General features: G+C 52.8%; 22 protein-coding genes and 1 pseudogene. 12 read left to right on the top strand and 11 right to left on the bottom strand.

Annotated elements, in window-relative coordinates; all coding sequences use genetic code 11:
• Positions 1–109 precede the first annotated feature (109 nt).
• Positions 110–829 carry a B3/B4 domain-containing protein gene (locus tag KTT_RS16625; protein WP_126597051.1) on the top strand — a complete coding sequence of 240 codons (720 nt, stop codon included), beginning with the start codon at positions 110–112 and terminating at the stop codon, positions 827–829.
• 25 nt (positions 830–854) lie between these two features.
• Here the strand turns inward: KTT_RS16625 and KTT_RS16620 are convergent, their stop codons facing one another.
• A complete protein-coding gene (locus KTT_RS16620) occupies positions 855–1,484 on the bottom strand; it encodes a class I SAM-dependent methyltransferase (RefSeq protein WP_126597050.1) in 630 nt (209 codons plus the stop codon).
• A gap of 242 nt (positions 1,485–1,726) precedes the next feature.
• Between KTT_RS16620 and KTT_RS16615 the strand changes: the two genes are divergently transcribed.
• The gene (locus KTT_RS16615) at positions 1,727–2,500 is read left to right on the top strand and encodes an SIR2 family NAD-dependent protein deacylase (RefSeq protein WP_218030908.1); all 774 of its coding nucleotides are present in this window, start codon (positions 1,727–1,729) and stop codon (positions 2,498–2,500) included.
• Between the two features lie 23 nt (positions 2,501–2,523).
• On the opposite strand, the gene KTT_RS16610 is transcribed toward KTT_RS16615, so the two are convergent.
• Positions 2,524–3,720: an MFS transporter gene (locus KTT_RS16610; protein ID WP_126597049.1), complete on the bottom strand. Its 1,197-nt coding sequence runs from the start codon at positions 3,718–3,720 to the stop codon at positions 2,524–2,526.
• 223 nt (positions 3,721–3,943) lie between these two features.
• Here KTT_RS16610 and KTT_RS16605 point away from each other — a divergent pair, with 223 nt between their 5' ends.
• The 3 genes from KTT_RS16605 to KTT_RS16595 all read left to right on the top strand — a co-directional run bounded on the left by KTT_RS16605 (position 3,944) and on the right by KTT_RS16595 (position 5,381).
• Entirely contained in the window at positions 3,944–4,453 is a 510-nt protein-coding gene (locus KTT_RS16605; RefSeq protein WP_126597048.1) for an Lrp/AsnC family transcriptional regulator, read from the top strand.
• Positions 4,454–4,469: 16 nt separating this feature from the next.
• A complete protein-coding gene (locus KTT_RS16600; protein WP_126597047.1) occupies positions 4,470–4,733 on the top strand; it encodes a site-specific integrase in 264 nt (87 codons plus the stop codon).
• Positions 4,734–5,060: 327 nt separating this feature from the next.
• On the top strand, positions 5,061–5,381 hold the full coding sequence (locus tag KTT_RS16595) for a hypothetical protein (protein ID WP_126597046.1): 321 nt from the start codon (positions 5,061–5,063) through the stop codon (positions 5,379–5,381).
• Positions 5,382–5,448: 67 nt separating this feature from the next.
• Here KTT_RS16595 and KTT_RS16590 read toward each other — a convergent pair whose 3' ends face one another.
• From KTT_RS16590 to KTT_RS16580, 4 genes and pseudogenes are all read right to left on the bottom strand, one after another.
• Complete coding sequence (locus tag KTT_RS16590) at positions 5,449–5,694, bottom strand: gas vesicle protein (protein WP_126597045.1); 246 nt, start codon at positions 5,692–5,694, stop codon at positions 5,449–5,451.
• A 23-nt stretch (positions 5,695–5,717) separates the two neighbouring features.
• Positions 5,718–5,972 (bottom strand): gas vesicle protein K, encoded by a 255-nt coding sequence (locus KTT_RS37700; RefSeq protein ID WP_371864898.1) that lies wholly within the window; start codon positions 5,970–5,972, stop codon positions 5,718–5,720.
• A gap of 270 nt (positions 5,973–6,242) precedes the next feature.
• A pseudogene (locus KTT_RS37695) lies at positions 6,243–6,398 on the bottom strand (gas vesicle protein); the annotation flags it as partial.
• A 41-nt stretch (positions 6,399–6,439) separates the two neighbouring features.
• On the bottom strand, positions 6,440–7,435 hold the full coding sequence (locus KTT_RS16580; RefSeq protein ID WP_126597043.1) for a GvpL/GvpF family gas vesicle protein: 996 nt from the start codon (positions 7,433–7,435) through the stop codon (positions 6,440–6,442).
• A 512-nt stretch (positions 7,436–7,947) separates the two neighbouring features.
• On the opposite strand from KTT_RS16580, the gene KTT_RS16575 reads away from it, so the two are divergent.
• The 7 genes from KTT_RS16575 to KTT_RS16545 all read left to right on the top strand — a co-directional run bounded on the left by KTT_RS16575 (position 7,948) and on the right by KTT_RS16545 (position 13,910).
• Positions 7,948–8,709: a GvpL/GvpF family gas vesicle protein gene (locus KTT_RS16575; protein ID WP_126597042.1), complete on the top strand. Its 762-nt coding sequence runs from the start codon at positions 7,948–7,950 to the stop codon at positions 8,707–8,709.
• 10 nt (positions 8,710–8,719) lie between these two features.
• Positions 8,720–9,676, top strand: coding sequence for an ArsA family ATPase (locus tag KTT_RS16570; protein ID WP_126597041.1), 957 nt, complete (start codon positions 8,720–8,722; stop codon positions 9,674–9,676).
• A 4-nt stretch (positions 9,677–9,680) separates the two neighbouring features.
• Positions 9,681–9,920: a gas vesicle protein GvpG gene (locus KTT_RS16565; RefSeq protein ID WP_126597040.1), complete on the top strand. Its 240-nt coding sequence runs from the start codon at positions 9,681–9,683 to the stop codon at positions 9,918–9,920.
• Positions 9,917–11,461, top strand: a complete 1,545-nt coding sequence (locus KTT_RS16560) for a hypothetical protein (RefSeq protein WP_126597039.1) — start codon at positions 9,917–9,919, stop codon at positions 11,459–11,461. Before KTT_RS16565 ends, KTT_RS16560 begins: the two co-directional genes overlap by 4 nt.
• A 130-nt stretch (positions 11,462–11,591) precedes the next feature.
• Positions 11,592–11,921 (top strand): hypothetical protein, encoded by a 330-nt coding sequence (locus KTT_RS16555; protein ID WP_126597038.1) that lies wholly within the window; start codon positions 11,592–11,594, stop codon positions 11,919–11,921.
• Between the two features lie 111 nt (positions 11,922–12,032).
• On the top strand, positions 12,033–12,986 hold the full coding sequence (locus KTT_RS16550) for a DUF6895 family protein (RefSeq protein WP_126597037.1): 954 nt from the start codon (positions 12,033–12,035) through the stop codon (positions 12,984–12,986).
• A gap of 12 nt (positions 12,987–12,998) precedes the next feature.
• The gene (locus tag KTT_RS16545) at positions 12,999–13,910 is read left to right on the top strand and encodes a hypothetical protein (protein WP_126597036.1); all 912 of its coding nucleotides are present in this window, start codon (positions 12,999–13,001) and stop codon (positions 13,908–13,910) included.
• Positions 13,911–13,972: 62 nt separating this feature from the next.
• On the opposite strand, the gene KTT_RS16540 is transcribed toward KTT_RS16545, so the two are convergent.
• From KTT_RS16540 to gvpJ, 5 genes are all read right to left on the bottom strand, one after another.
• Positions 13,973–15,079, bottom strand: coding sequence for a GvpL/GvpF family gas vesicle protein (locus tag KTT_RS16540; RefSeq protein WP_126597035.1), 1,107 nt, complete (start codon positions 15,077–15,079; stop codon positions 13,973–13,975).
• 34 nt (positions 15,080–15,113) lie between these two features.
• The gene (locus KTT_RS16535; protein ID WP_126597034.1) at positions 15,114–15,383 is read right to left on the bottom strand and encodes a hypothetical protein; all 270 of its coding nucleotides are present in this window, start codon (positions 15,381–15,383) and stop codon (positions 15,114–15,116) included.
• A gap of 152 nt (positions 15,384–15,535) precedes the next feature.
• Positions 15,536–17,653: a CDC48 family AAA ATPase gene (locus tag KTT_RS16530; RefSeq protein ID WP_126597033.1), complete on the bottom strand. Its 2,118-nt coding sequence runs from the start codon at positions 17,651–17,653 to the stop codon at positions 15,536–15,538.
• Complete coding sequence (locus KTT_RS16525) at positions 17,646–18,203, bottom strand: Hsp20/alpha crystallin family protein (RefSeq protein WP_126597032.1); 558 nt, start codon at positions 18,201–18,203, stop codon at positions 17,646–17,648. The genes KTT_RS16530 and KTT_RS16525 overlap by 8 nt, the downstream gene beginning before the upstream one ends.
• A gap of 270 nt (positions 18,204–18,473) precedes the next feature.
• Positions 18,474–18,704 carry a gas vesicle protein GvpJ gene (gene gvpJ / locus KTT_RS16520; RefSeq protein WP_126597031.1) on the bottom strand — a complete coding sequence of 77 codons (231 nt, stop codon included), beginning with the start codon at positions 18,702–18,704 and terminating at the stop codon, positions 18,474–18,476.
• Between the last annotated feature and the right edge of the window lie 249 nt (positions 18,705–18,953).

Genomic DNA, 18,953 nt, shown 5'->3' with positions numbered 1-18,953 from the left:
ACACCACCTCATATCACCAGTATTTTGATTCTCATATTTCCCTTTTTTGTTTATAATAAGGCAGAGTAAGAGTTCTTTACACAAATCTTACCAAAAGGGGAAGACAGAGATGCATATCTTTCAATACGATCCAGCCATTCTGCAGCGCTACCCGGAGGTCGTTGGTGGCGCGATTCTGGCGCGGGATGTGACCAATGGTCCTACGCCACCGCACGTGCAGACACTCTATCAAACCGAACAGAGGCGCGTGGTGGAGCGCATCGGCAATACGCCCTTGAGCCAGATAGAGTCGCTGGCCGCCTGGCGACGCGCCTTCCGTGGTTTTGGGGTCGATCCAACCCAGTATCGCAGTGCAGCTGAAGCCCTGCTGCGCCGCCTGACCAAAAAAGGGGATATTCCCAGCATCAATCTGCTGGTCGATATCGGCAATATGGTCAGCATCCGCTATGGGCTGCCTGTGGCGGTCTTTGATCTGCACGCCCTGCAGAGGCCGATCACGGTGCGCTTCGCCGATGGGACAGAGCGCTACAGCGAGCTGGGCGAAAGCGCGGAGGATCATCCGCAGCCTGGGGAGGTGGTATTCTCAGATGAGACCAGGCAGGTGGTCGCGCGCCGCTGGTGCTGGCGACAGAGCGAATCGAGCGCGGCCGTCGAGCAGACGCGGGAATGCCTGATTACCGTTGAGGCGCACCATGCCGCCGCCCACCAGGATATCGGAGCCGCCGTGCGCGACCTGCTCACCCTGCTGAACGATTTCGTCGGTGGCACTTACACCTCGTCTATCCTGGATGTACAGCACCCGGCCCTGGACGACACGCCCGAAGTTTAACACCAGTAAACAGGATCGAGATCATCTATTGCTCCGCCTTGCGCGCGATCAGGCGCTCGATGACTCCTAGCTTGTGTCGCGTCAGGTATTCGATGCTAAAGCCAGCCGCCTGCGCCGCTTCGACCGGTTCGCGCAAGAGATGGTCCGCCTCCGTGCGCACCGACATGGGCTCTAGCAGACGCTCGATGCCACGGATGATGATATTAGGACTACGTACGTGTTCCAGGGCGATAAAGCGGCCACCCGGACGCAGAACGCGCCACACCTCGGCCACCGCCTTATGTTCATCGGGAATAGTACACAGCGCCAGCGTGCACACCACCGTGTCGAAGCTCTGGTCAGGAAAAGGAAGCGCCTGCGCGTCGCCATTAACCAGCTCAACCTCTCGCTTGAGGTCCCGTGCGCGCTGGCGGGCGACCTCAAGCATGGAGGGGCTAAGCTCAATCGCGGTGAGATCTACATCCTCCGCATAGAACGAGAGGTTGCGTCCGGTGCCAATGGCCAGCTCAAGCACCTGTCCGTGCGCCTGTGAGCAGGCCCAGGCTCGCCCATCACCCACAAAGAACTTCTCGCTGAAGTTCATGCTTTGATCATAGCGCGCCGCGAAAGAGTCGTAAAAGGCGCGCACGCGCTCCGTTTCGTTGTGTGGTACCATTGGATTTCCCCTTTTTAACAACAGAAGCTATATTCCATATGAACAGCCAGCCGAGTTATCTGTCAAGTCATATCCGATCGATAAAACGAAAAACTTATACAAAGATACAAAGGTAGCATCTTCACGCCACCCGCTTTCTTGCATACTATTCAGGGATAATTTATGATTGCACAAGTGATATATAGGTGACGCAAGCCGTTTCGTCCTGCTTACCAACAGGCTAGATAGATAAGGCATAAAAAATGAGCAATTATCAGCAATCAGAGATGGCGTTCCCGGTGGGACTGCTTGAGACTCTGCGCGGCGCCCGCCACGTGGCGGTGCTTACCGGGGCGGGCATCTCGGCCGAGAGCGGCGTGCCGACGTTCCGCGATGTGATGACGGGACTATGGGCACAGTATGATCCACAGGAGCTGGCGACGCCACAGGCGTTCATGAAGAATCCCAAACTGGTCTGGGAGTGGTATGACTGGCGGCGCAAGCTGGTCTCACAGGTTGCCCCCAACGCTGGCCATTACGCCCTGGCAGAAATGGAGCGGCATGTTCCGCTCCTGACATTGATTACCCAGAACGTCGATAGCCTGCACCAGCAGGCAGGCAGTACACGCGTGCTCGAACTGCATGGCAATATCCACCGCGTGAAATGCTTCAAGGAGGATACGGTCATCGAGCAGTGGGAGAAGAACGGGGAGGTTCCGCCACGCTGTCCTAACTGCGGAGGGATGCTACGTCCAGACGTGGTGTGGTTTGGTGAATCATTGCCAGAGCAACCCTTCAACGAGGCGGCCCTGGCCGCGCTACACTGTGATGTCTTTCTCTCCATTGGCACCTCCGGCCTGGTAGAGCCAGCGGCCTCGCTACCATTGGTCGCGCTACGCCGCAACGCGCGCGTCGTGCTCGTCAATCCGGAGGAGACGCCGCTGCTGCGTGAAGACGTGGATTTCCTGCGTGGTCCCGCTGGTGCGGTGCTACCGGCCCTCGTACACGCGACCTGGGCCTCCGGGACAGATGAATAATCGTCCTCACATGCTCCTGTCGTTCACTTCTGATCTGGATGGTGAGCAATCATAATGATAAGGAGCGCCAGGAACATGCTCAGTGTGCCTATCCAGCCCAGTTGCGTGATGGCAAAGGTACGCAAAGCCAGACCACCCAGTGCGGCACCACCGGCGATTCCTAGATAGAGTGCCGAATTATTGAGCGCCAGGATCACGTTAGCGTGCTCTGGCCCGATGTTCAACAGACGTTGCTGCTGGGGTATAAACAGCAGGGCGAAACTCATGCCCCACAGCAAAAGCAGCGCGGCCGCATTCCCGGTAGTGGTCGCGAGCAGCGGAAGCGCCAGTTGTATCACGATCAGCGTACTTAGAAAAATGATCACCAGCCGTTGTGGCGCGAAGCGATTAGCCAGCAGCGCGCTCAGTACATTGGCGAATACAATGCCCAGGCCAAAGCAGGCCAGCAGCAGGCTGACATCTGTGATGTGCAATCGCTGCTGTAGAAAGACCGCGATATAGGTATACAGCACATAGACGCCGATATTCCACAGCAGCGCGGGTAACAGGGCCAGCGCGATGCGTGGACGCGCGATCGGCTTCAGACGCTCTCGTAACGATAGTGATCCCGGCGAGGCAGCCTCTGGCAGGCCGCAGATGACGAGGCTGAGAAACGCTATCCCGGCCAGCGCTGCTACCAGGATAAATGAGAGTCTCCATCCCAACCTCTCACCGATCCACATGCCCAGTGGCGCCCCCAGGACGGTTGCGATGTTTAATCCTCCGACCACCAGCGCCAGCGCCAATCCTCTTCTTTTGGGGGACGCCAGTTCGATCCCGGCGGCAAAAGCCAGCGGCGTATAGGTAGCCGCGAAACAGCCCGCCAGCAAGCGCGTGCACAGCAGGATCGGGAACGAGGGAGAGAGAGCCGACGCGAGATTGGTCAGGCCGAGCAGGCCAAGCGCCCCCATCAGCACGCGATTACGCGGCCAGCGACCGGTCAAAGCCGCCAGCACGGGCGCCGCCAAACCATAGGTAAGCGAGAACACGGTAACCAGTTGACCGGCCAGTCCCGCGCTTACACCTGTATCCCGTGCGATCAGGGGCAGCACACCCGCCACAACAAAAGCATCCGTCCCCAACGCAAACATACCCAGAGAGAGTAAAAAGATGCGCGGATTCAGACCTGCACGAGGCTGTTGCTTCCCCTTAGTTGGGGATGATGTTGTTGTCTGTGTCATATAAAGATCTTTTCTGCAGTGATTTCATGTGATGGTACAGGTGTCATTGTGGGACCTCAGAGAGGTCCCACAATGACACCTGTACCATCACATACCAACGTCGCGGCCGCGTATGCGGACGCCTATGCACAGGCATAGTGTAACGAGTAGATACACCGCAAAGGAATCGCAAACGAAAGGGATTATGCTATACTCTCTTTTAAAAAGAAAGGTATTTCAGGAAATGGCTTTGCGGTCAGAGAGGTCCCTCGACCAGACCGATTGGAAGATTGTACGTGAACTGCAGCAGGATAGCCGCCTCTCTTTTAATGAGCTGGGGAAACGCGTGGGATTATCAGCTCCTGCGGCGGCCGAACGGGTGCGCAAGCTGGAGGACGCGGGCATCATCACCAGCTATGGCGCGCGGGTAGACGCCACAAAACTTGGTTTGCCTCTGCTCGTCTTTATCCAGCTGCGCTGCGCCCCTGACCGCTGCCTGTTCAAAACCAGCAGTGCCGAGAAATTTCCTGAGATTCTGGAGATGCATAAGCTCAGCGGAACCCACTGTGCCATGCTCAGGGTTGCCCTTTCCTCCATGGAGCATCTGGAAGCCCTTCAGGAACGCTTAAATGCTCACGGGGAACATACTACCAATGTCGTCACCTCCAACCTCTTCACCAGGCCCATCATCGACTGGGAAAAACCAGAGGTGGATCTGCACCCATCCGTCCAGCAGGAATGGGACAGGCGCTGACGCTGAAAAGTAAAAAGTGAGAGCCAAGGATTTTCGCACCTGGATCGGTTCGGTTATCGCCGCGCAAACTCTGTTGGAGATGGGAATATGCGAGACGGAAAAGCAGGGTAAGAAGAACGTCATCACGGCTATCGAGAAGGCCGCCGAGCAACTTGGCAACACACCAGCCATCTGCCGCAAAAGCTATGTCTATCCGCGCATCATTGACGCCTACATGGGCGGCTCACTATGCAAGGCCATTAAAGAACATAAACGCGCTACTTCCGATGAGGAGCTCTAAAGCATGACACAGGCAGAGATCACCACCCTGGCTTTCCTTGACCAGGAGAAGGGCTGATCCACCGGCGCGCAAAGGGATTATCTTGACAAAGATAATTCCATGTTCTATTCTCAGTGTAGGTTTTAAGCAGGCGGCCAATAAACTATTGATATACCTGGTTGCTCCTTAAAGCAAGCGCCCTCGCAGTTCCTGTACACCCTGAATCAGTGTTTCATGTAAGGCGATTCTTGGTAGATGTCTTCCCTTTAGTAATACTCGTCAACACGGAGAACAGCCCCATCTGTGCAGTATAAGTTGTCCAATTCTATCTGATCTCAGGAGGAAGGTATGCGCCTCGGGAAGAAAAAAACGCAATCTGAACAGGATACAGAGCGGGGACAAAAAGGAACATCTGAAAAGACTGCTAAGCAAGAACAAGAATCGAAGCAGGAAGAAGAGAATACTGGCACGGAGCAGAAAGATCAGTCCGAAGAAGGGGACGGCTCACTCAATCAAGTGTTAGACCTTCTAAAGCAGGCCGATCTGATTAATATGGATGCATCCTTAAAGTCTTTGGTCAAGGAGGGCAAGATCGTACCTCCGAAGGAATGGGGACTCCTGGTGGCATCGGGCCACTGGCTGCTCATTTGGAGGCGAAAAGGCCTGTAGTAGTCCATTGGACGGTAGTGCGGCAGGGGGCGGGAATATGCCCCTTGCCGCACTACCGTCCAATGGACTATTCAGAGCTTGTCTCTGCGTTAATGCGGCGAGAGGTAATAAAGGGATCATCCTCCCACCAGTTAATGCCCAGGGATTTCGCCTTGTCTACCGAGGCAACGAGCAGCCTGATTTTAATGGTGATGAGCTCAACATCGATCAGGTTGAGCTTGATATCTCCCACAATAACTATCCCCTTGTCGAGGATACGCTCTAAAAGATCAGCGACATTCGTGGTCTGGACGGTGGTAACCTGTTCTGCCATAATACTCGGCCTCTTCCCTTTCTTTATAGGAGGTCTCCCAGGGGTCCCAGGTTCAAGTTGAGATCCTCATCGGAGAGATCAAACGTCTCTTTTAATTCCGCGAGCTTTTCGTTCAAGAGAAAAAAAGCGTTACCGACGCGTTCAATCTCGGCTTCCGTCAGTTGTTCATTTTCAATGCGGCGGATGGCCTGCTTCTCCATCAGCTGTCGAATCAGGTCGACCAGCGTTAACACCAGGGCTACCAATCCTCTTTCGACGTGTTCGGGATCAATATTGATGCCAGCTTCAGAACACCGCTGTGGCTTCGTCTCGCTAAAAGGAAACGCTGATCGAGCACCCACGTCTGGCTCACGTGGGGTGGTCCGCGCATGAGCAGCTTGTGTTTCTTGTCCAGACCTGGCAGAGTTGTGGCTCTGCACCTGTGGCTGTTTTGGTTTACTGGTGAGTTCCTGCGGAGAGGGTCCCTCACGGGCTAGAAGCTTCCGTTCACCTCCGCCATCGCCACGCGCGGCACGCTCAATCGTTTTGACAGCGGAAAGGAGAAGCGATAGATTAAGGTAGACAAGATCAACATCAGCTACTGTGAGCAGAATCTCTCCCTTGACCATTACCCCTTTATCAATCAACCTGTCCAAAAGCTCAAGAAGGGTCACCTGATAATTTCTGATTGTCTGATCATCAACCTGTCTCTGCTGAATTTCCATCGACGCTCCTACAGTCGCATTGTGGATCGGTATGCGCGGCCCTACTTCGTCTTATCTGGCCATTGATAGACCTGCGGATAGATCATGCCATTCGTGACAAAATCGTGCAGGGTGGTATAGGCCGCGTTGATGCGCTGGAATTCACCTGCTTCCTCAACGTTGCTTGTGTCTGGATGGTATGCCCTGGCCAGCTGATAATAGGCATCGCGCACAGACCTGTCCGAGAGCTCGTCTGGCAGCTGAAGGACCTTCTTCGCCTCTTCAATGCTGGCCGAATCAAAGCGTTTGACCTCCATAGTAGCGAAACTATATGGTGGCAGGGGACCAACGATGCGGAAGTGCACCCGGCTCTCTAACTGCTGATCCAGTACATCAACGGCATGGTAGAAAGCGTCCTCACGCTGTCTGGGCAACAAAAACGCGGCATTGAAGATCATCTCGTCGCTGGCGAGATCATGCTGACAGACATCTTCCGCCTCTGGTCGTAGGGCCTGTACCATCGTCTGCTGATAGTGCGCCTTCTTCTCTTGCACCGCCCGTCCAATATATTGCCCAAGCACGATTTTATCTTCGATGCTTACCTGCCCACCTTTTTGTGCGATTGCCTGTTGCCTGGCTCGTATCTGAGTATTCTCGCGCGCAATCGAGGTCAACACCTCAGGCATCTCCCAACGTGCCACGACATCCAGCTCGATATGCCCCACCATCCGTCCGAGCATTTCGCGAAAGAGGGGCTGGCCCTTATCCAGCAACGCCATCACCTCATCCCTTGTTTTCAGCATCGTACCAAATTTGACCGGAAGGATGGTAAAGCGCTCCATGGCTTTCTCAACCACGAAATTATGAATGGCCAGGTCTTTCACCGCCTGCCCTTGCTCCAGGGATTCATAACGTGTAAAGGGGTTAATAGATGCTACAACGGCTACATCCTGCGAGCTGATCGTAAACACCTGGGGCACGGCCGGGTTGTCGCTAATGCTGAAACCTTGAGAATCACTACCAGGAATGATACCGTACATATAGATGCCATCAGTCATAAACACTCCTATATATCAGATCTCGCAATGCCAGGCAGATAAACGCTGCATATGTAGTTCGAGATCACCAGACGTTTCATTTCATCTCTGCAGGTGGGCCCATGGGATACTGCCAGTATACAAGCTAGCAGTATTAAAATGCTAGCTCTCCCATTGGAGTAACGTGCAATCCATCAGCAGCGGCATCAATATCCCATCGGAGTTGATGTGGTGGGGAGGTAGGCCTTGCTTCAGTTGAGAACCTGTTTGAATCTATTTGTAAAATACGGGGCTCATTAGTAAATTAGGGATAGAGTGTCAATATATATTTTGAGATGGTTGTGCTTGATATATTTTCAATTTGAGTGATAGTATAAATTCTGGTAGCTCTTCAAGGTGAAGTCGATATAGTACTGAGAGAGCAGACAAGAGATGGTAATCAATGCAGATTGCCAGTTTTACAGATGGGGTGGGTCCGAGATATTGATACATCATAGCGATCCTTTCCATACAGATAACCTGAGGAACCGACAATGAGTAGTGAAGAAGGCCTCTACCTGTATGGCATTATCCCGACCGGTCAGGAACAGGATTTTGGTCAGATTGGTATTGGAAGCCGTGGCGATATGGTATATACGCTTGCGTACCAGGATATCGCGGCCGTCATTTCTAAATCGCCCATCATCAAGTACCATGTCTCCCGCGATAATGTTTTTGCCCACACGCGGGTCCTGGAAACGGTTGCAAATGACTATACGGTTCTACCGATTCGTTTTTGTACTATTGCTAAAAACGAGGAGATGATCATCAATAGATTACTGAAGACGCGCTATCAAGAATTTATTCAATTGTCCAGGGAGATGAAAGGAAAGATTGAACTGGGATTGCGGGCGCGCTGGAAGAATATGGACGCGATCTTTGCCGAGGTGGTGGAGGAAAATGCACCGATCAAACGGTTGAAAGAAGCGTCCTTACGTGAAAAAGATAAGCAGAAGAAATATGCTAGCAGCATCAAAATTGGTGAGATGGTGCAGAAGGCGCTTGAGCAAAAGCGGACCCACGAGACCCGCGCCCTATTGGAGACGGTCAGACCACTCAGTATGGATTACAAAGAAAGCCAGCTTTACGGGGATATGAACCTTTTTAACGCGGCCTTCCTGGTAGATCAAGCGAAGGAGAAAGAGTTTGATCAGAGATTAGATGAACTGCAGAAAAAACTTCAGGACAGGACACTACTAATCTATACCACATCAGTGGTCCCATACAGCTTTGTGGAGTTAGTAGTCAAATGGTAAGGAGGATCCTTTGTCATTACGTCAGCTATCACAATCTTCACTTCAATTTATTCTTTTCGGCGGCAAAGGAGGTGTAGGCAAGACAACCATGGCGGCGGCAACCGCGGTAGAGATGGCCAGAGAACATAAGGTACTGCTCTTCACCACCGACCCGGCGCCATCGCTGGCCGATAGCTTTGGGCAGAAGATCGGCAGTGAGCCGACGGCCGTTGAACAGGTCCCCAACCTCTTTGCTATGGAGATAGATGCCAGCAAGGTATTGAAGGAGTTTAAAGAGGAGTATGGCAGCGAGATCCTGGATATTCTGCAGCAAGGGACGTACCTGGCGGATGAGGAGGCCGAAGAGCTGTTTCAGATGGAGATTCCAGGTCTGGATGAGGTGATGAGCTTTAAGAAAATCATGGATTTTATGGATAACTCCGAATACGATATGTACATCGTCGATACCGCGCCAACCGGCCATACGCTGCGACTGCTCATGCTACCAGATCTGTTGGATAACTGGATAAAGTTTCTTGGTACTCTGCGCTGGAAGTATCATACCGTGGTCAGACACCTGGCGCAAAAAGGCAACATGGAGGGGGCCGATAAGTTTCTGGTAGAGATGAAAAAGACGGTGAAAAAGGTTCATGCCCTCCTGCAGGACGTGGAGAGGACAGAGTTCGTGGTGGTCACGATCGCCGAAAAAATGGCCGTCGCGGAAACCCAGGACCTGATCAAGAGCCTGCACAAAATGCAGGTCCCATCGGGGCACATTATTATCAACAATATTTTTCCACAGGACGAAAGCGATTTTATCCGGAAAAGAAGAGGCTTCCAGGATCAATATATCCAGAGCATGAAGGAGATGTTCCCCCACCATATCATCACAGAGGTCGTTTTACAGGCCACCGAAGTTCAAGGGATCGCCGGACTACAGACATTGGGCACACAGTTGTTTACCGAAACAGCAGAAAAGGAAGGTTAACGTCATGTTTATTCTCGATGATCTATTGGTCGGCCTACCCGTCAAAGGCTTTGTTGGCATTCTCAAAACCCTGGCGAATATGGCCGAGGAGGAGCTAACCGACGAATCCAAAATCAAAGAAGAGATGTTGATGCTGCAGACACTCTTTGTCACCGATCAGATCTCTGAAGAAGAATACCAGCGAAGGGAAGATCAACTCTTAGAGAGGCTTAACCTGGCAAGAGAAAGTGAAGCTGAATCATGAGTACAGAAGACGAGCCGCGGTCCTGGGGTCAGCCAGAAAAGAAAGAACGGCCCAAAGATCCTGCGCACAAAAACCGACAGATGAGAGGGGTACACGAGCTGAGAGGTGCGAATGATCTCAAAGGAGTTCGAGGACTCAAAGGCGTACGCGACCTCAAAGGGGTCCGGGGGCTCAAGGGGGCCGCAGATCTCAAAGGGGCGCAGAACCTTAAAGGCGCTCGCGATCTCAAGGGCGCGCAGGATCTTCGTGGAACCGGTACCCAGCATAGCGGCCTGCAGGCAGGCCTCAAGGTTGTTCAAGAGGTGGTAAAGGACGAACTGCAGGGCAACATCCGGAAGCTCAAGACGAACCTGAGCAATGCCAGCGAAACGATGAAAGATAATCTGCAGGCTGGTCTGCAGTCAGCGCTTCAAACGGGGGCCAACGCCATCCAGGAATCCCGGGGCCCGAAGGCCAGAGGCGAGCACACGAACCAGGAGGCCGAGGTCGTCCCGGCTGGCAGCCATGAGCCAGACACGAAACAAGATGAGCACGTTGAAGCCAGGAAAACGCCCCCGCGTGATATCCTGATCAGCCTGATATCCGACAATAAAAAGAGGGATGAGCTCATTGACAGGCTGGCCCAGAACATCATCCTGGCCAAAAGCACGCTGGATAAAACGGTAACCGCCATCGATGCCGTGCAGGATATACTTAAGAAATCCGCCCCCCTGTTTGGAGAACAGGAAAGCATCCAAAAGATTCAGGAGGTACTGAACAAGGTAGAGCCTGGTGTCAAGACGGCCAGGGATGTTATTGATAAACTTGAGCCGCTGCTACACGAGCAGGGAGACGCCACCAACATCAGAGACGTGCTGGAGAAGTTTACCGGCAGCGTGGAAAACCTGCAGGATCTGCTGGGGAACGCCAAAGAAAGAGTCGACACACTGCAAACTATCCTGCGCAGGGTCGCGGTAGTCCTTAAAGCCATGGAGAAGGTCGCACCCATGATCGATAAAAAGTCTGAGGTCGGTACCGCGCGTAAACTATTCACGAAGGTGAACGCGATCGTAAAAACGGTCAACCTGGTACTCGACAAGGCTATCACCGGTGTCGACACGGTGCAATCCACCCTGGATAAGATCATGGCATTGCCAGCCGAACACCCGCTGCCCACCCCTGAAGTTGAGGCAGAAAAAGCTCCCAGCCAGAAGATAGCGGCGCCTGCCCCTGAAGTTGAAGAAGAGAAGGGAAAGAAGGAAGCCGCCCCCGAAGTCAAAGAAGCGAAAGAAGCGAAAACAAAAGAGAAGCCTGAAGGCAAAGCAACCCATGAAGCACCGAAAGGGAAAAAGGCCCGGGAGGAAAAAGGGAAGCCCGCCAGCGAGGAAGACAACATGCTCAAGTCATTAAAAAAGGCCAACATTATCAAGCCGGATGTGCATGCTGAAGATCTGCACAAAGAGCTTGAAAGCCTGCGCCAGAACCTGCCAGAGGAGGCGGGGATCATCGGCTATCCGGGCCATATGCTTTTTGTCTGGAAGGAAGAAGAGGCAGAAAAATAGCAAGGCAGTCTCCATCTTCTCTTCACGAGAAAAGCAGGAATGGTGTCTTCGTACAATGTCCGGGCGTGTTGTAAATAGAGAAAATATGCTTAATCTGAAGTGCAGAACATAGTTTTATTCTGGAGGAGATATGGCTGCTCAGGATAGCAATAAAAAAGCAGAGAGCACGAGCTCAAAGACCGGGAGTAAATCTTCAAAGTCAGAAGCTCAAAGCGAGAAGCCACAGGCAAAAGAGGAAACAGAAGGACAAGGCGAGGAGCAGCAGACAGGCGAGGAAACGGGGAATACGCTTCTGCAAGTGCTGAACTTTTTAAAAAATTCCAACCTGATCAACCTGGACATGCCTTTGAAATCGCTGTTCGACCAGGCACAGAATATACAGACCGATCCTTCAACAGAGTGGGGCCTGATCGGCGACTCCGGACACTGGGCCCTGGTCTGGCAAAAAAAACATGACTAGACGCTTCGCATACGGCAATTTGTAGCACGATAATAGGACTGCCAACGAGTGAGATTACGCAGGCCTATTCTTGCCGCTGCGTGGGCATAGTAGAGGGGGAGTCGCCGCTTCATGGCCGCACAACTTGAGCAGATCTATCATTGCTACGACCAGGCATTGGATTGGCTGGATACACATCGAGACCTGTTTGATCCTCTCACAGAGGCATCAGAGAATCCTTCATCAGAGATCTACCTGACCAAGGCGTTGGGCGAACTGGGGCTCCTCTGTATGCTCTACTATCGCCGCAAAGAGGGGGACGTTGATCCACGCATCCAACGTTTCTTGCAGCTCATCGAGAGCGTATGGGAACAGCCACAATATAAAGAGCGGATCATGCGCAGGCCCGACTATTTCCAGATCTATACCATGATCTATATCGTGCTGCAGCAATGCAACGTCATTTCAGAAGACTACAAAGCCATGATCCAGCGCGTCATCAACCAGGGATATGTGACGGCCACTGAGACAACCCCCATGCGCTTATTGGATCGCCACCACATGCTGGATTGCGGACAGTTCCAGTATTCGCTGCCCTCCTATGAAGAGATCTACCACCAGACGCTACTGGCCCACAATCCAGAACTAGTATATGTTACTGATACAGATGTGTACGCCATTACCCATACCCTTTTCTACCTCACAGATTTTGGGCGCGCACCATGTACCATCCTGCAAGGTGAGCACCTGGCAACAGTACAATGGACCATCGAAATGCTACTGGGCATATATCTGCGTAACCAGAACTGGGATCTGACGGGGGAACTCTTGCTCGACTGCTATTGCCTGCACTGGTATCCCGATCCTCTCTGCCAGCTGGCGTGGGAAGCTATAGGAAACCATCAACTGCCGGAGGGATCGATCCCGGGGCCGCGCTACTCACAGGAACAACGAGAGACGCTCGACGAAACCGCCAGCATCCACTACTGCTTTGAGGAAAACTACCACACTACGATTGTGAATGCCCTCGCCAGTTTTCTGATCTACCAGGATTTGAAAGCAGCCAGCGATAGAGATGAAAAGTAGAAGGGATATGTGATGGAGTCTCGTTCACTGATGTCTGAACAGGTGCGCTCGTCCGGGGCGCGCGCGCGGGACTGGCTGGTGGCGGCGCAAGATCTGGTGGCGTCCGCCCCGACCGTAAATCCCAGGTACGCCTTTCAGATCCTTGTGGGCCTCTGGATCTGCGAACAGGGCCTGCTTGAAGATCAAAGCTATCCCTGCACCAGTTCATATACGCACAAAGTGTGCCAGTACATCCCCAAAGATACCGATGAGGCGCTGGACTTCCTTTACGCGGACCCCGCACTGGTCATGTTTTCTCTCGGCATTCTACGCTTCTTCGATGTGTCCTGTGATCACATTGAGCAGTTCACCGCGAAGATCAGCGAACTGCTGCGTGAGCACAAGGATCAAGACGAGGAGGAGGCCAGTGAGCTTTTTCTGGTACGCTTCCTGCTGCGACGCCTGCGCCTGCATCCTCCCCTGACCTCATATCGGCTCCATATCCCGGATGCTGCGGAACTGATCCACGCGGACGAGGTGAGCATGGAAGGGCTGGTAAAAAACATAGCGGCCGCCACCCAGTTTGGGCAGGTCACGCGCGGGCTGGATGCCGGCTCCCTGCGCACGCTCTCCTCACTCCTTCCCATCCTCATGCTCGACTCGTTTCGCGATTATAACCTTGAAGCTGGCATGCAAATCCTGCGCAGCATGCGCTACCTCCACCTGTACAGCCATAAGAGCCGGGGGGCGGGATTAAGCTTCCTGCTCGCGCAGCAGCAAGTGGATGGCCGCTTCGGATTTCTCTCCCACGAATTAACGCAACTAAAGCCGGAAGAACAGCAGGCTTCACCAGACCTCTATGTCTATCTGCCCCTTACCGTATCCTTCCTCTGGACCGTCGCGGAGACCGCCCATCCCCAATTTGTGCTCGCCCAAAGCTTCTAGAAAGGCTGCGCGCCGGAGGCACTCAATTGTTTTTCAAGAGTTGGTGCCATACAACAGAAGTTCTACATGAAGTTGTAAGGGGGCCAGGGACCAGAAAATTCCAGCTCTAGCTCCAGGGAGGCATAGTGCTCGGTAATACCCCTGGACCATTCATAAAAGGCGGAGAGCTGCTCCTGCCCCACCAGGTACACGGCGTTGAGGATCATCTCTTTCTTTTTACCCGTCGCTTTTGGTGGCTGCAGGCTATTCTGCTTCATATCAAACGCCGTTTGACCAAAGGTGTAAAAGATATGCTCGGCGATGCGCATGAGCTCGTTATTAACCTGCTCTTTTAACTGTTCCTCCTTCTTCCTGGCCAGGAGATAGGCGGTCCCTTGCGAGCGTGGCTCAGACTGCTCCTGCGCGTTGATACGTTCAGCATCATGCCGCATCATCTGCTGCAACACGACACGTTTATCGACATACACCTTGAGCCCGCATTCTACCTTGCCCCGAAATCTGTTGAGCAGTTCTTTAAAGTGCTCGCCTTGCTCCTCCAGCAGTTGCTGCGCGGCCTGTTCATCACGGAGAATCGTACCGAACTTGAGCGGGACGATCGTGGTGTGCTGCATGATGGTATCAATGACGTGCTCATGAGCCTGTAGAATGGCTCCATCCTGGTTCTGCAGCACGCCGGGAGATTGGGTCATGGCCGCGTAAAGGTTTTTCACCTGCTCCTCAAACTGGCCAATATCGATCTCACTCACCATGACAGAGAGGCCATTGCCCTTCACGGGATACACTTTACTCCTGTGATCTATACCAACGATATCGAGGTGAGCAGGGCTCCTTTTGACGAAACCATAGGCGTACAGCCCGGAAGCAGGATAAACAGCATCCGCGGCTGGAGCCTCTTCTGAAAGAGTTGCCTGGGAAGACGATGTGGAGGCGACTTGAGGTGGTGCAGCATACTGCTTTATCAAAGCTGTTTGCAACTCTTGAAAGCGTAAACGGGCAACATCAAATTGTGCCTGCGCCTCAATCAATCGCTGCTCGACCTTCTGCATCTCTATGCTGCATTGTTCGAGCAGAGCCACCATGTTCGCATTCTGCTCTGGCGGCTCCTGGTGGTTGTTTGTTAACAGGTTAGAGGTTGAAGGCACATTGTTCATTTGCTCTCTGCGCTTCATATGGTTCTCTCATCATGATGAGCATCTCTGTCGGCTACAATTCCTCAGCTTCCTCTGGTTCATTGCCGCTCTGCTGTCTGAAAGAATACACTTCCAGATCCTTATTCAGCTTCACAACGTAGCGCTCGGTTTTAAATACACGGTGTGCTGGCAGGGTCGGTTCCCTTTCAATTACTTCTGCCTCGGACACCCAACCATTGCTAACCTTCGTAATACCGATGATCTTCACGCCTTCTCCGGGCTCATTAATTTCGAGCGCATCTCGCAAGAATTGCTGGACTTTCTCTTTAACCTCATTGATCATAGTCTGGTTTCCTATTCTGCTAGTGGGGCGCCCTGGTGCAGTCTATCATGTGCACTTGGGGCGGTCAAAGTCAGGTATTTCAGCCGCGCCTTTGCGCATTCTGGAGCCTGATTGCCCAATTTCTCCACGGTCTCTCTATGAGACGGGGACTGCTACATATCATCTGTTGCACCACTCCAGGCTACGCTAAAATGCCGCTCTTCAATCAGGAGTCTATCCAGATCTTCTTCTTTACTTTCTAAAAACTCTTGAATGGCGAGCAGGCTGGCCCGCTGGCAAAGCGAGGCGATATCCGCGCCGACCAGCCCTTCGGCCTGCTGGGCCATGCGGTGAATATTAACCGACTTCGCGATCGGCTTACCACGGGTATGGACCTTGAATATGGCCTCCCGCTCCTCTGCATCAGGTTTGGGAAGTTCGATTTGCAGATCGAAGCGTCCGGGCCGCAACATGGCGGCGTCTATCAGATCCGGCCGATTGGTACTGGCTAGCACAAGCACGCCTCTCAATTCTTCAATACCATCCATCTCGGTTAAGAACTGGGTAGTCACGCGCTCTGTCACCTGGTCACCGCTACTGAGGCCGCGCTTCGGGATCAGGGTTTCTATCTCATCAAAAAACAGGATACAGGGGGCAGCCATGCGGGCCTTTTTGAAGACCTCTCTGATGCCACGTTCGCTCTCACCGACGTACCTGGACATCAGTTCAGGCCCCGAAATAGCGATGAAGTTCACCTCCGATTCCCTGGCTATCGATTTGGCAATCAGGGTCTTGCCCGTGCCGGGCTCACCGGACAACAGAATCCCTTTGGGGGGCTTTGTATTGGCCCTGGCATACACCTCGGGATGGTACAGAGGATCCTTGACGGTCTCCGTCAGGATCCGCTTGATGTTGTTCAAGCCACCAATATCAGCAAAGCCGATCTCGGGGATCTCCGTGAAGACCTCGCGAATCGCCGATGGTTCGACCTCGCGCCGCGCCTGCAGAAAATCGTCCATCGTCACCTCAAGGGCCAGCATATCCTGTTCTGGCAGGATGCCACGCTCAAAATCGATCTTTGGCAGGAAGCGGCGGATCGCATACATGGCGGCCTCGCGCGCCAGGGCCGCTAGATCCGCCCCGACAAAACCGTGGGTGAGAAATGCCAGTCGATCAAGGTCGACATCATCTGCCAGGGGTACTCCCCTGGTGTGAATGGTGAGAATCTCCCTGCGTCCATTCTTGTCAGGAATGGGGATCACGATTTCGCGGTCAAAGCGGCCGGGACGGCGCAGGGCCGGGTCAAGGATATCGGGAAGGTTGGTGGCGCCGATGATGATAACCTGGCCGCGCTCCTCCAGTCCGTCCATCAGAGCCAGCAATTGCGAGACAACACGCAACTCGACCTGCTTTTCACCGCCGAGCTCTTCCCTCTTGGGTCCAATCGCGTCCAGTTCGTCAAAAAAGAGCACACTCGGGGCATTCTTTTTGGCCTTCTCAAAGATGTTGCGCAGGTGGGCCTCGGACTCGCCATAGAACTTATGCATGATCTCTGGCCCGGAAAGGTGCAAGAAGGTGGCATCCGTCTCATTGGCAATCACCCTGGCAATCAAGGTCTTTCCACAGCCGGGCGGCCCATGGAGTAGGACCCCTTTGGGAGGTGCAACACCCAGACGCGCAAAGATGCGGGGAAAACGCAACGGCAGCTCGATCATCTCCCGAATGCGCTTGATCTGCGTCCCCAATCCACCAATATCCTCATAGGTCATGCGCACATCGGTGGCCTTGCCTTCACCGGTAATGGAGATGGTCGTCTGTGGCACGATCAGGACGGCACCAGCTGATTGTGTATCCACAACGTTGAAATCTTGCTTTTTGGTACCCAGGAAGGTGAGCTGAACCCGATCACCACGCATAACGGGCATGTTTGCCAGTTGTCTGGAAAAATAGGCCCGATCAATGGCCATATTGTCCAGCGAGGTAAGTGGTGAGAGCGTGACTTTGCGCGCCTGCGCAACAGGGATGCGCGCCAGCGTGACCTGTTCATCCAGACCCACCTGGGCATTTTCACGGATGATGCCGTCGATCTGAACGATGCCGCGTCCCCGCATATCTGGAAACGTGGGCATAATCTTGACGACCGTCTCGCGTTTCCCTTTGAGGCTGATGACCTCTCCTGTGTCGTTGATGCCCAGTTTTGTCATGACATCGGGATCGATGCGGGCGATCCCACGGCCAACATCACGCGCATTGGCTTCAGCGACCCTGAGATGAACCACCGCATTAGCCATGGCGCATCTTATCCATTCTGATCTCCAGGATGCCATTGGTATACTTCTGTGTCAGCGTGCTGACATCCATATCCTCGGGCAAAACGATCTCTTTACTATAGGCACGTCGACTCCCACCGCTGGTTGAAAGAATGAATATATCACCCTGTATCTCGGTATGAACATGCTCTTCTTCGATCCCTTGAAGCTCAGCAATGATCCGCACATGATCCTGTTCATTGAAGAAATCAACAAATGGCTCTGGTTCTGCCCCAGGCATGGATTTGTGGGTAACGACCCTGACAGGTTCAGCGGACGGACGCGTGGTGACATCTAGCAGGTTGGTTTTGACAGAAAGACTAAAGCCTGTTTTTAAACGGCCTGAGAGGCTATTCGCTTCCCCTTCATACTTACGTTCTTGCTCTCCCGCGCTCTCTTCTACGGTAATCACCGTGTTCAACAATGATTCAAGGCCGCGAAAAAATCCGATAAAAGAGCCATGCCCTGTGGTGGATTTATCCTCGCCGTCTTTCTGCTGTTGTTTCTTCTGGTCGTCACCCTTTGTCGCCATACAACACCCTCTCCTGTGGCTCATCTCAACATCATTTTTTCACGCATCGGCTTGATCATTGACGCCGTTTAATCAACTATCCTGCTTAAAAAGAGGGGGACTGGTGTCGCCGCTTTGTTATTTCACGTCACCAACAATCAAGCCAGGCGCTACTGCGCTACATCTCAGGCAGGAATCATCAGATCTCTCAACAGGACCAGTTGAGGTGACGCGGTTCGTTACCACATTCGTTCCTCTTCTGCCTGGCCCTGAGAAATATGATGTTGTTAACTAGCTCGCCTCAGCGGCGCCAGCCTCTGATCCAGAAGCGATCAGGCCGATAGCCTCGGCGTATTTGAGGTATGTTTCGACGGAAGCAACAACAACCCTGGCTTCAATGGTTAGAATTTCAATACCGATCAACGAGACTCTGACCCAGGCATCGATAACGATCCCTTTATCAAGAATGCGGTCAAGTACTTCTACCAGACTTGATGACGCTACAACTTTTTCTACTGGCATCTTTCCCTCCTCATACTGCACGCTGGCGTATGGCTTTTTAGGCGTCTAGCTTTTTTATTTACACTAGACATAATTTGATGTTCAAGCTTCAGTTTAGATTCTATTTGTAAATCCCCAAAGATTCCTAAAACTTTTTATGCATTCAGCCTGCTTATATTAAGCAATGATAAGTAAGCTGCCTCAGGTTGAACATATAGAAAATAACTGCATAGGCATTGTAACATTTCTATTTTTTTGCTGCCTATAAAT

Source organism: Dictyobacter aurantiacus, from assembly GCF_003967515.1.
Lineage (GTDB): Bacteria > Chloroflexota > Ktedonobacteria > Ktedonobacterales > Ktedonobacteraceae > Dictyobacter > Dictyobacter aurantiacus.
Note: the sequence above shows the minus strand (reverse complement) of the source record. Positions and strands in the feature narration are given on the sequence as shown.

Bases quoted from the DNA above. Each gene is read 5' to 3' on its own strand.
- KTT_RS16545 (WP_126597036.1), top strand. From the start codon at position 12,999: ATGGAGTCTCGTTCACTGATGTCTGAACAGGTGCGCTCGTCCGGGGCG.
- KTT_RS16535 (WP_126597034.1), bottom strand. From the start codon at position 15,383: ATGATCAATGAGGTTAAAGAGAAAGTCCAGCAATTCTTGCGAGATGCG.
- KTT_RS16550 (WP_126597037.1), top strand. From the start codon at position 12,033: ATGGCCGCACAACTTGAGCAGATCTATCATTGCTACGACCAGGCATTG.
- KTT_RS16540 (WP_126597035.1), bottom strand. From the start codon at position 15,079: ATGAAGCGCAGAGAGCAAATGAACAATGTGCCTTCAACCTCTAACCTG.
- KTT_RS16575 (WP_126597042.1), top strand. From the start codon at position 7,948: ATGAGTAGTGAAGAAGGCCTCTACCTGTATGGCATTATCCCGACCGGT.
- KTT_RS16530 (WP_126597033.1), bottom strand. From the start codon at position 17,653: ATGGCTAATGCGGTGGTTCATCTCAGGGTCGCTGAAGCCAATGCGCGT.
- KTT_RS16525 (WP_126597032.1), bottom strand. From the start codon at position 18,203: ATGGCGACAAAGGGTGACGACCAGAAGAAACAACAGCAGAAAGACGGC.
- KTT_RS16620 (WP_126597050.1), bottom strand. From the start codon at position 1,484: ATGGTACCACACAACGAAACGGAGCGCGTGCGCGCCTTTTACGACTCT.
- KTT_RS16565 (WP_126597040.1), top strand. From the start codon at position 9,681: ATGTTTATTCTCGATGATCTATTGGTCGGCCTACCCGTCAAAGGCTTT.
- KTT_RS16610 (WP_126597049.1), bottom strand. From the start codon at position 3,720: ATGACACAGACAACAACATCATCCCCAACTAAGGGGAAGCAACAGCCT.
- KTT_RS16605 (WP_126597048.1), top strand. From the start codon at position 3,944: ATGGCTTTGCGGTCAGAGAGGTCCCTCGACCAGACCGATTGGAAGATT.
- KTT_RS16625 (WP_126597051.1), top strand. From the start codon at position 110: ATGCATATCTTTCAATACGATCCAGCCATTCTGCAGCGCTACCCGGAG.
- KTT_RS16580 (WP_126597043.1), bottom strand. From the start codon at position 7,435: ATGACTGATGGCATCTATATGTACGGTATCATTCCTGGTAGTGATTCT.
- KTT_RS16590 (WP_126597045.1), bottom strand. From the start codon at position 5,694: ATGGCAGAACAGGTTACCACCGTCCAGACCACGAATGTCGCTGATCTT.
- gvpJ (WP_126597031.1), bottom strand. From the start codon at position 18,704: ATGCCAGTAGAAAAAGTTGTAGCGTCATCAAGTCTGGTAGAAGTACTT.
- KTT_RS16615 (WP_218030908.1), top strand. From the start codon at position 1,727: ATGAGCAATTATCAGCAATCAGAGATGGCGTTCCCGGTGGGACTGCTT.
- KTT_RS16555 (WP_126597038.1), top strand. From the start codon at position 11,592: ATGGCTGCTCAGGATAGCAATAAAAAAGCAGAGAGCACGAGCTCAAAG.
- KTT_RS16595 (WP_126597046.1), top strand. From the start codon at position 5,061: ATGCGCCTCGGGAAGAAAAAAACGCAATCTGAACAGGATACAGAGCGG.
- KTT_RS16560 (WP_126597039.1), top strand. From the start codon at position 9,917: ATGAGTACAGAAGACGAGCCGCGGTCCTGGGGTCAGCCAGAAAAGAAA.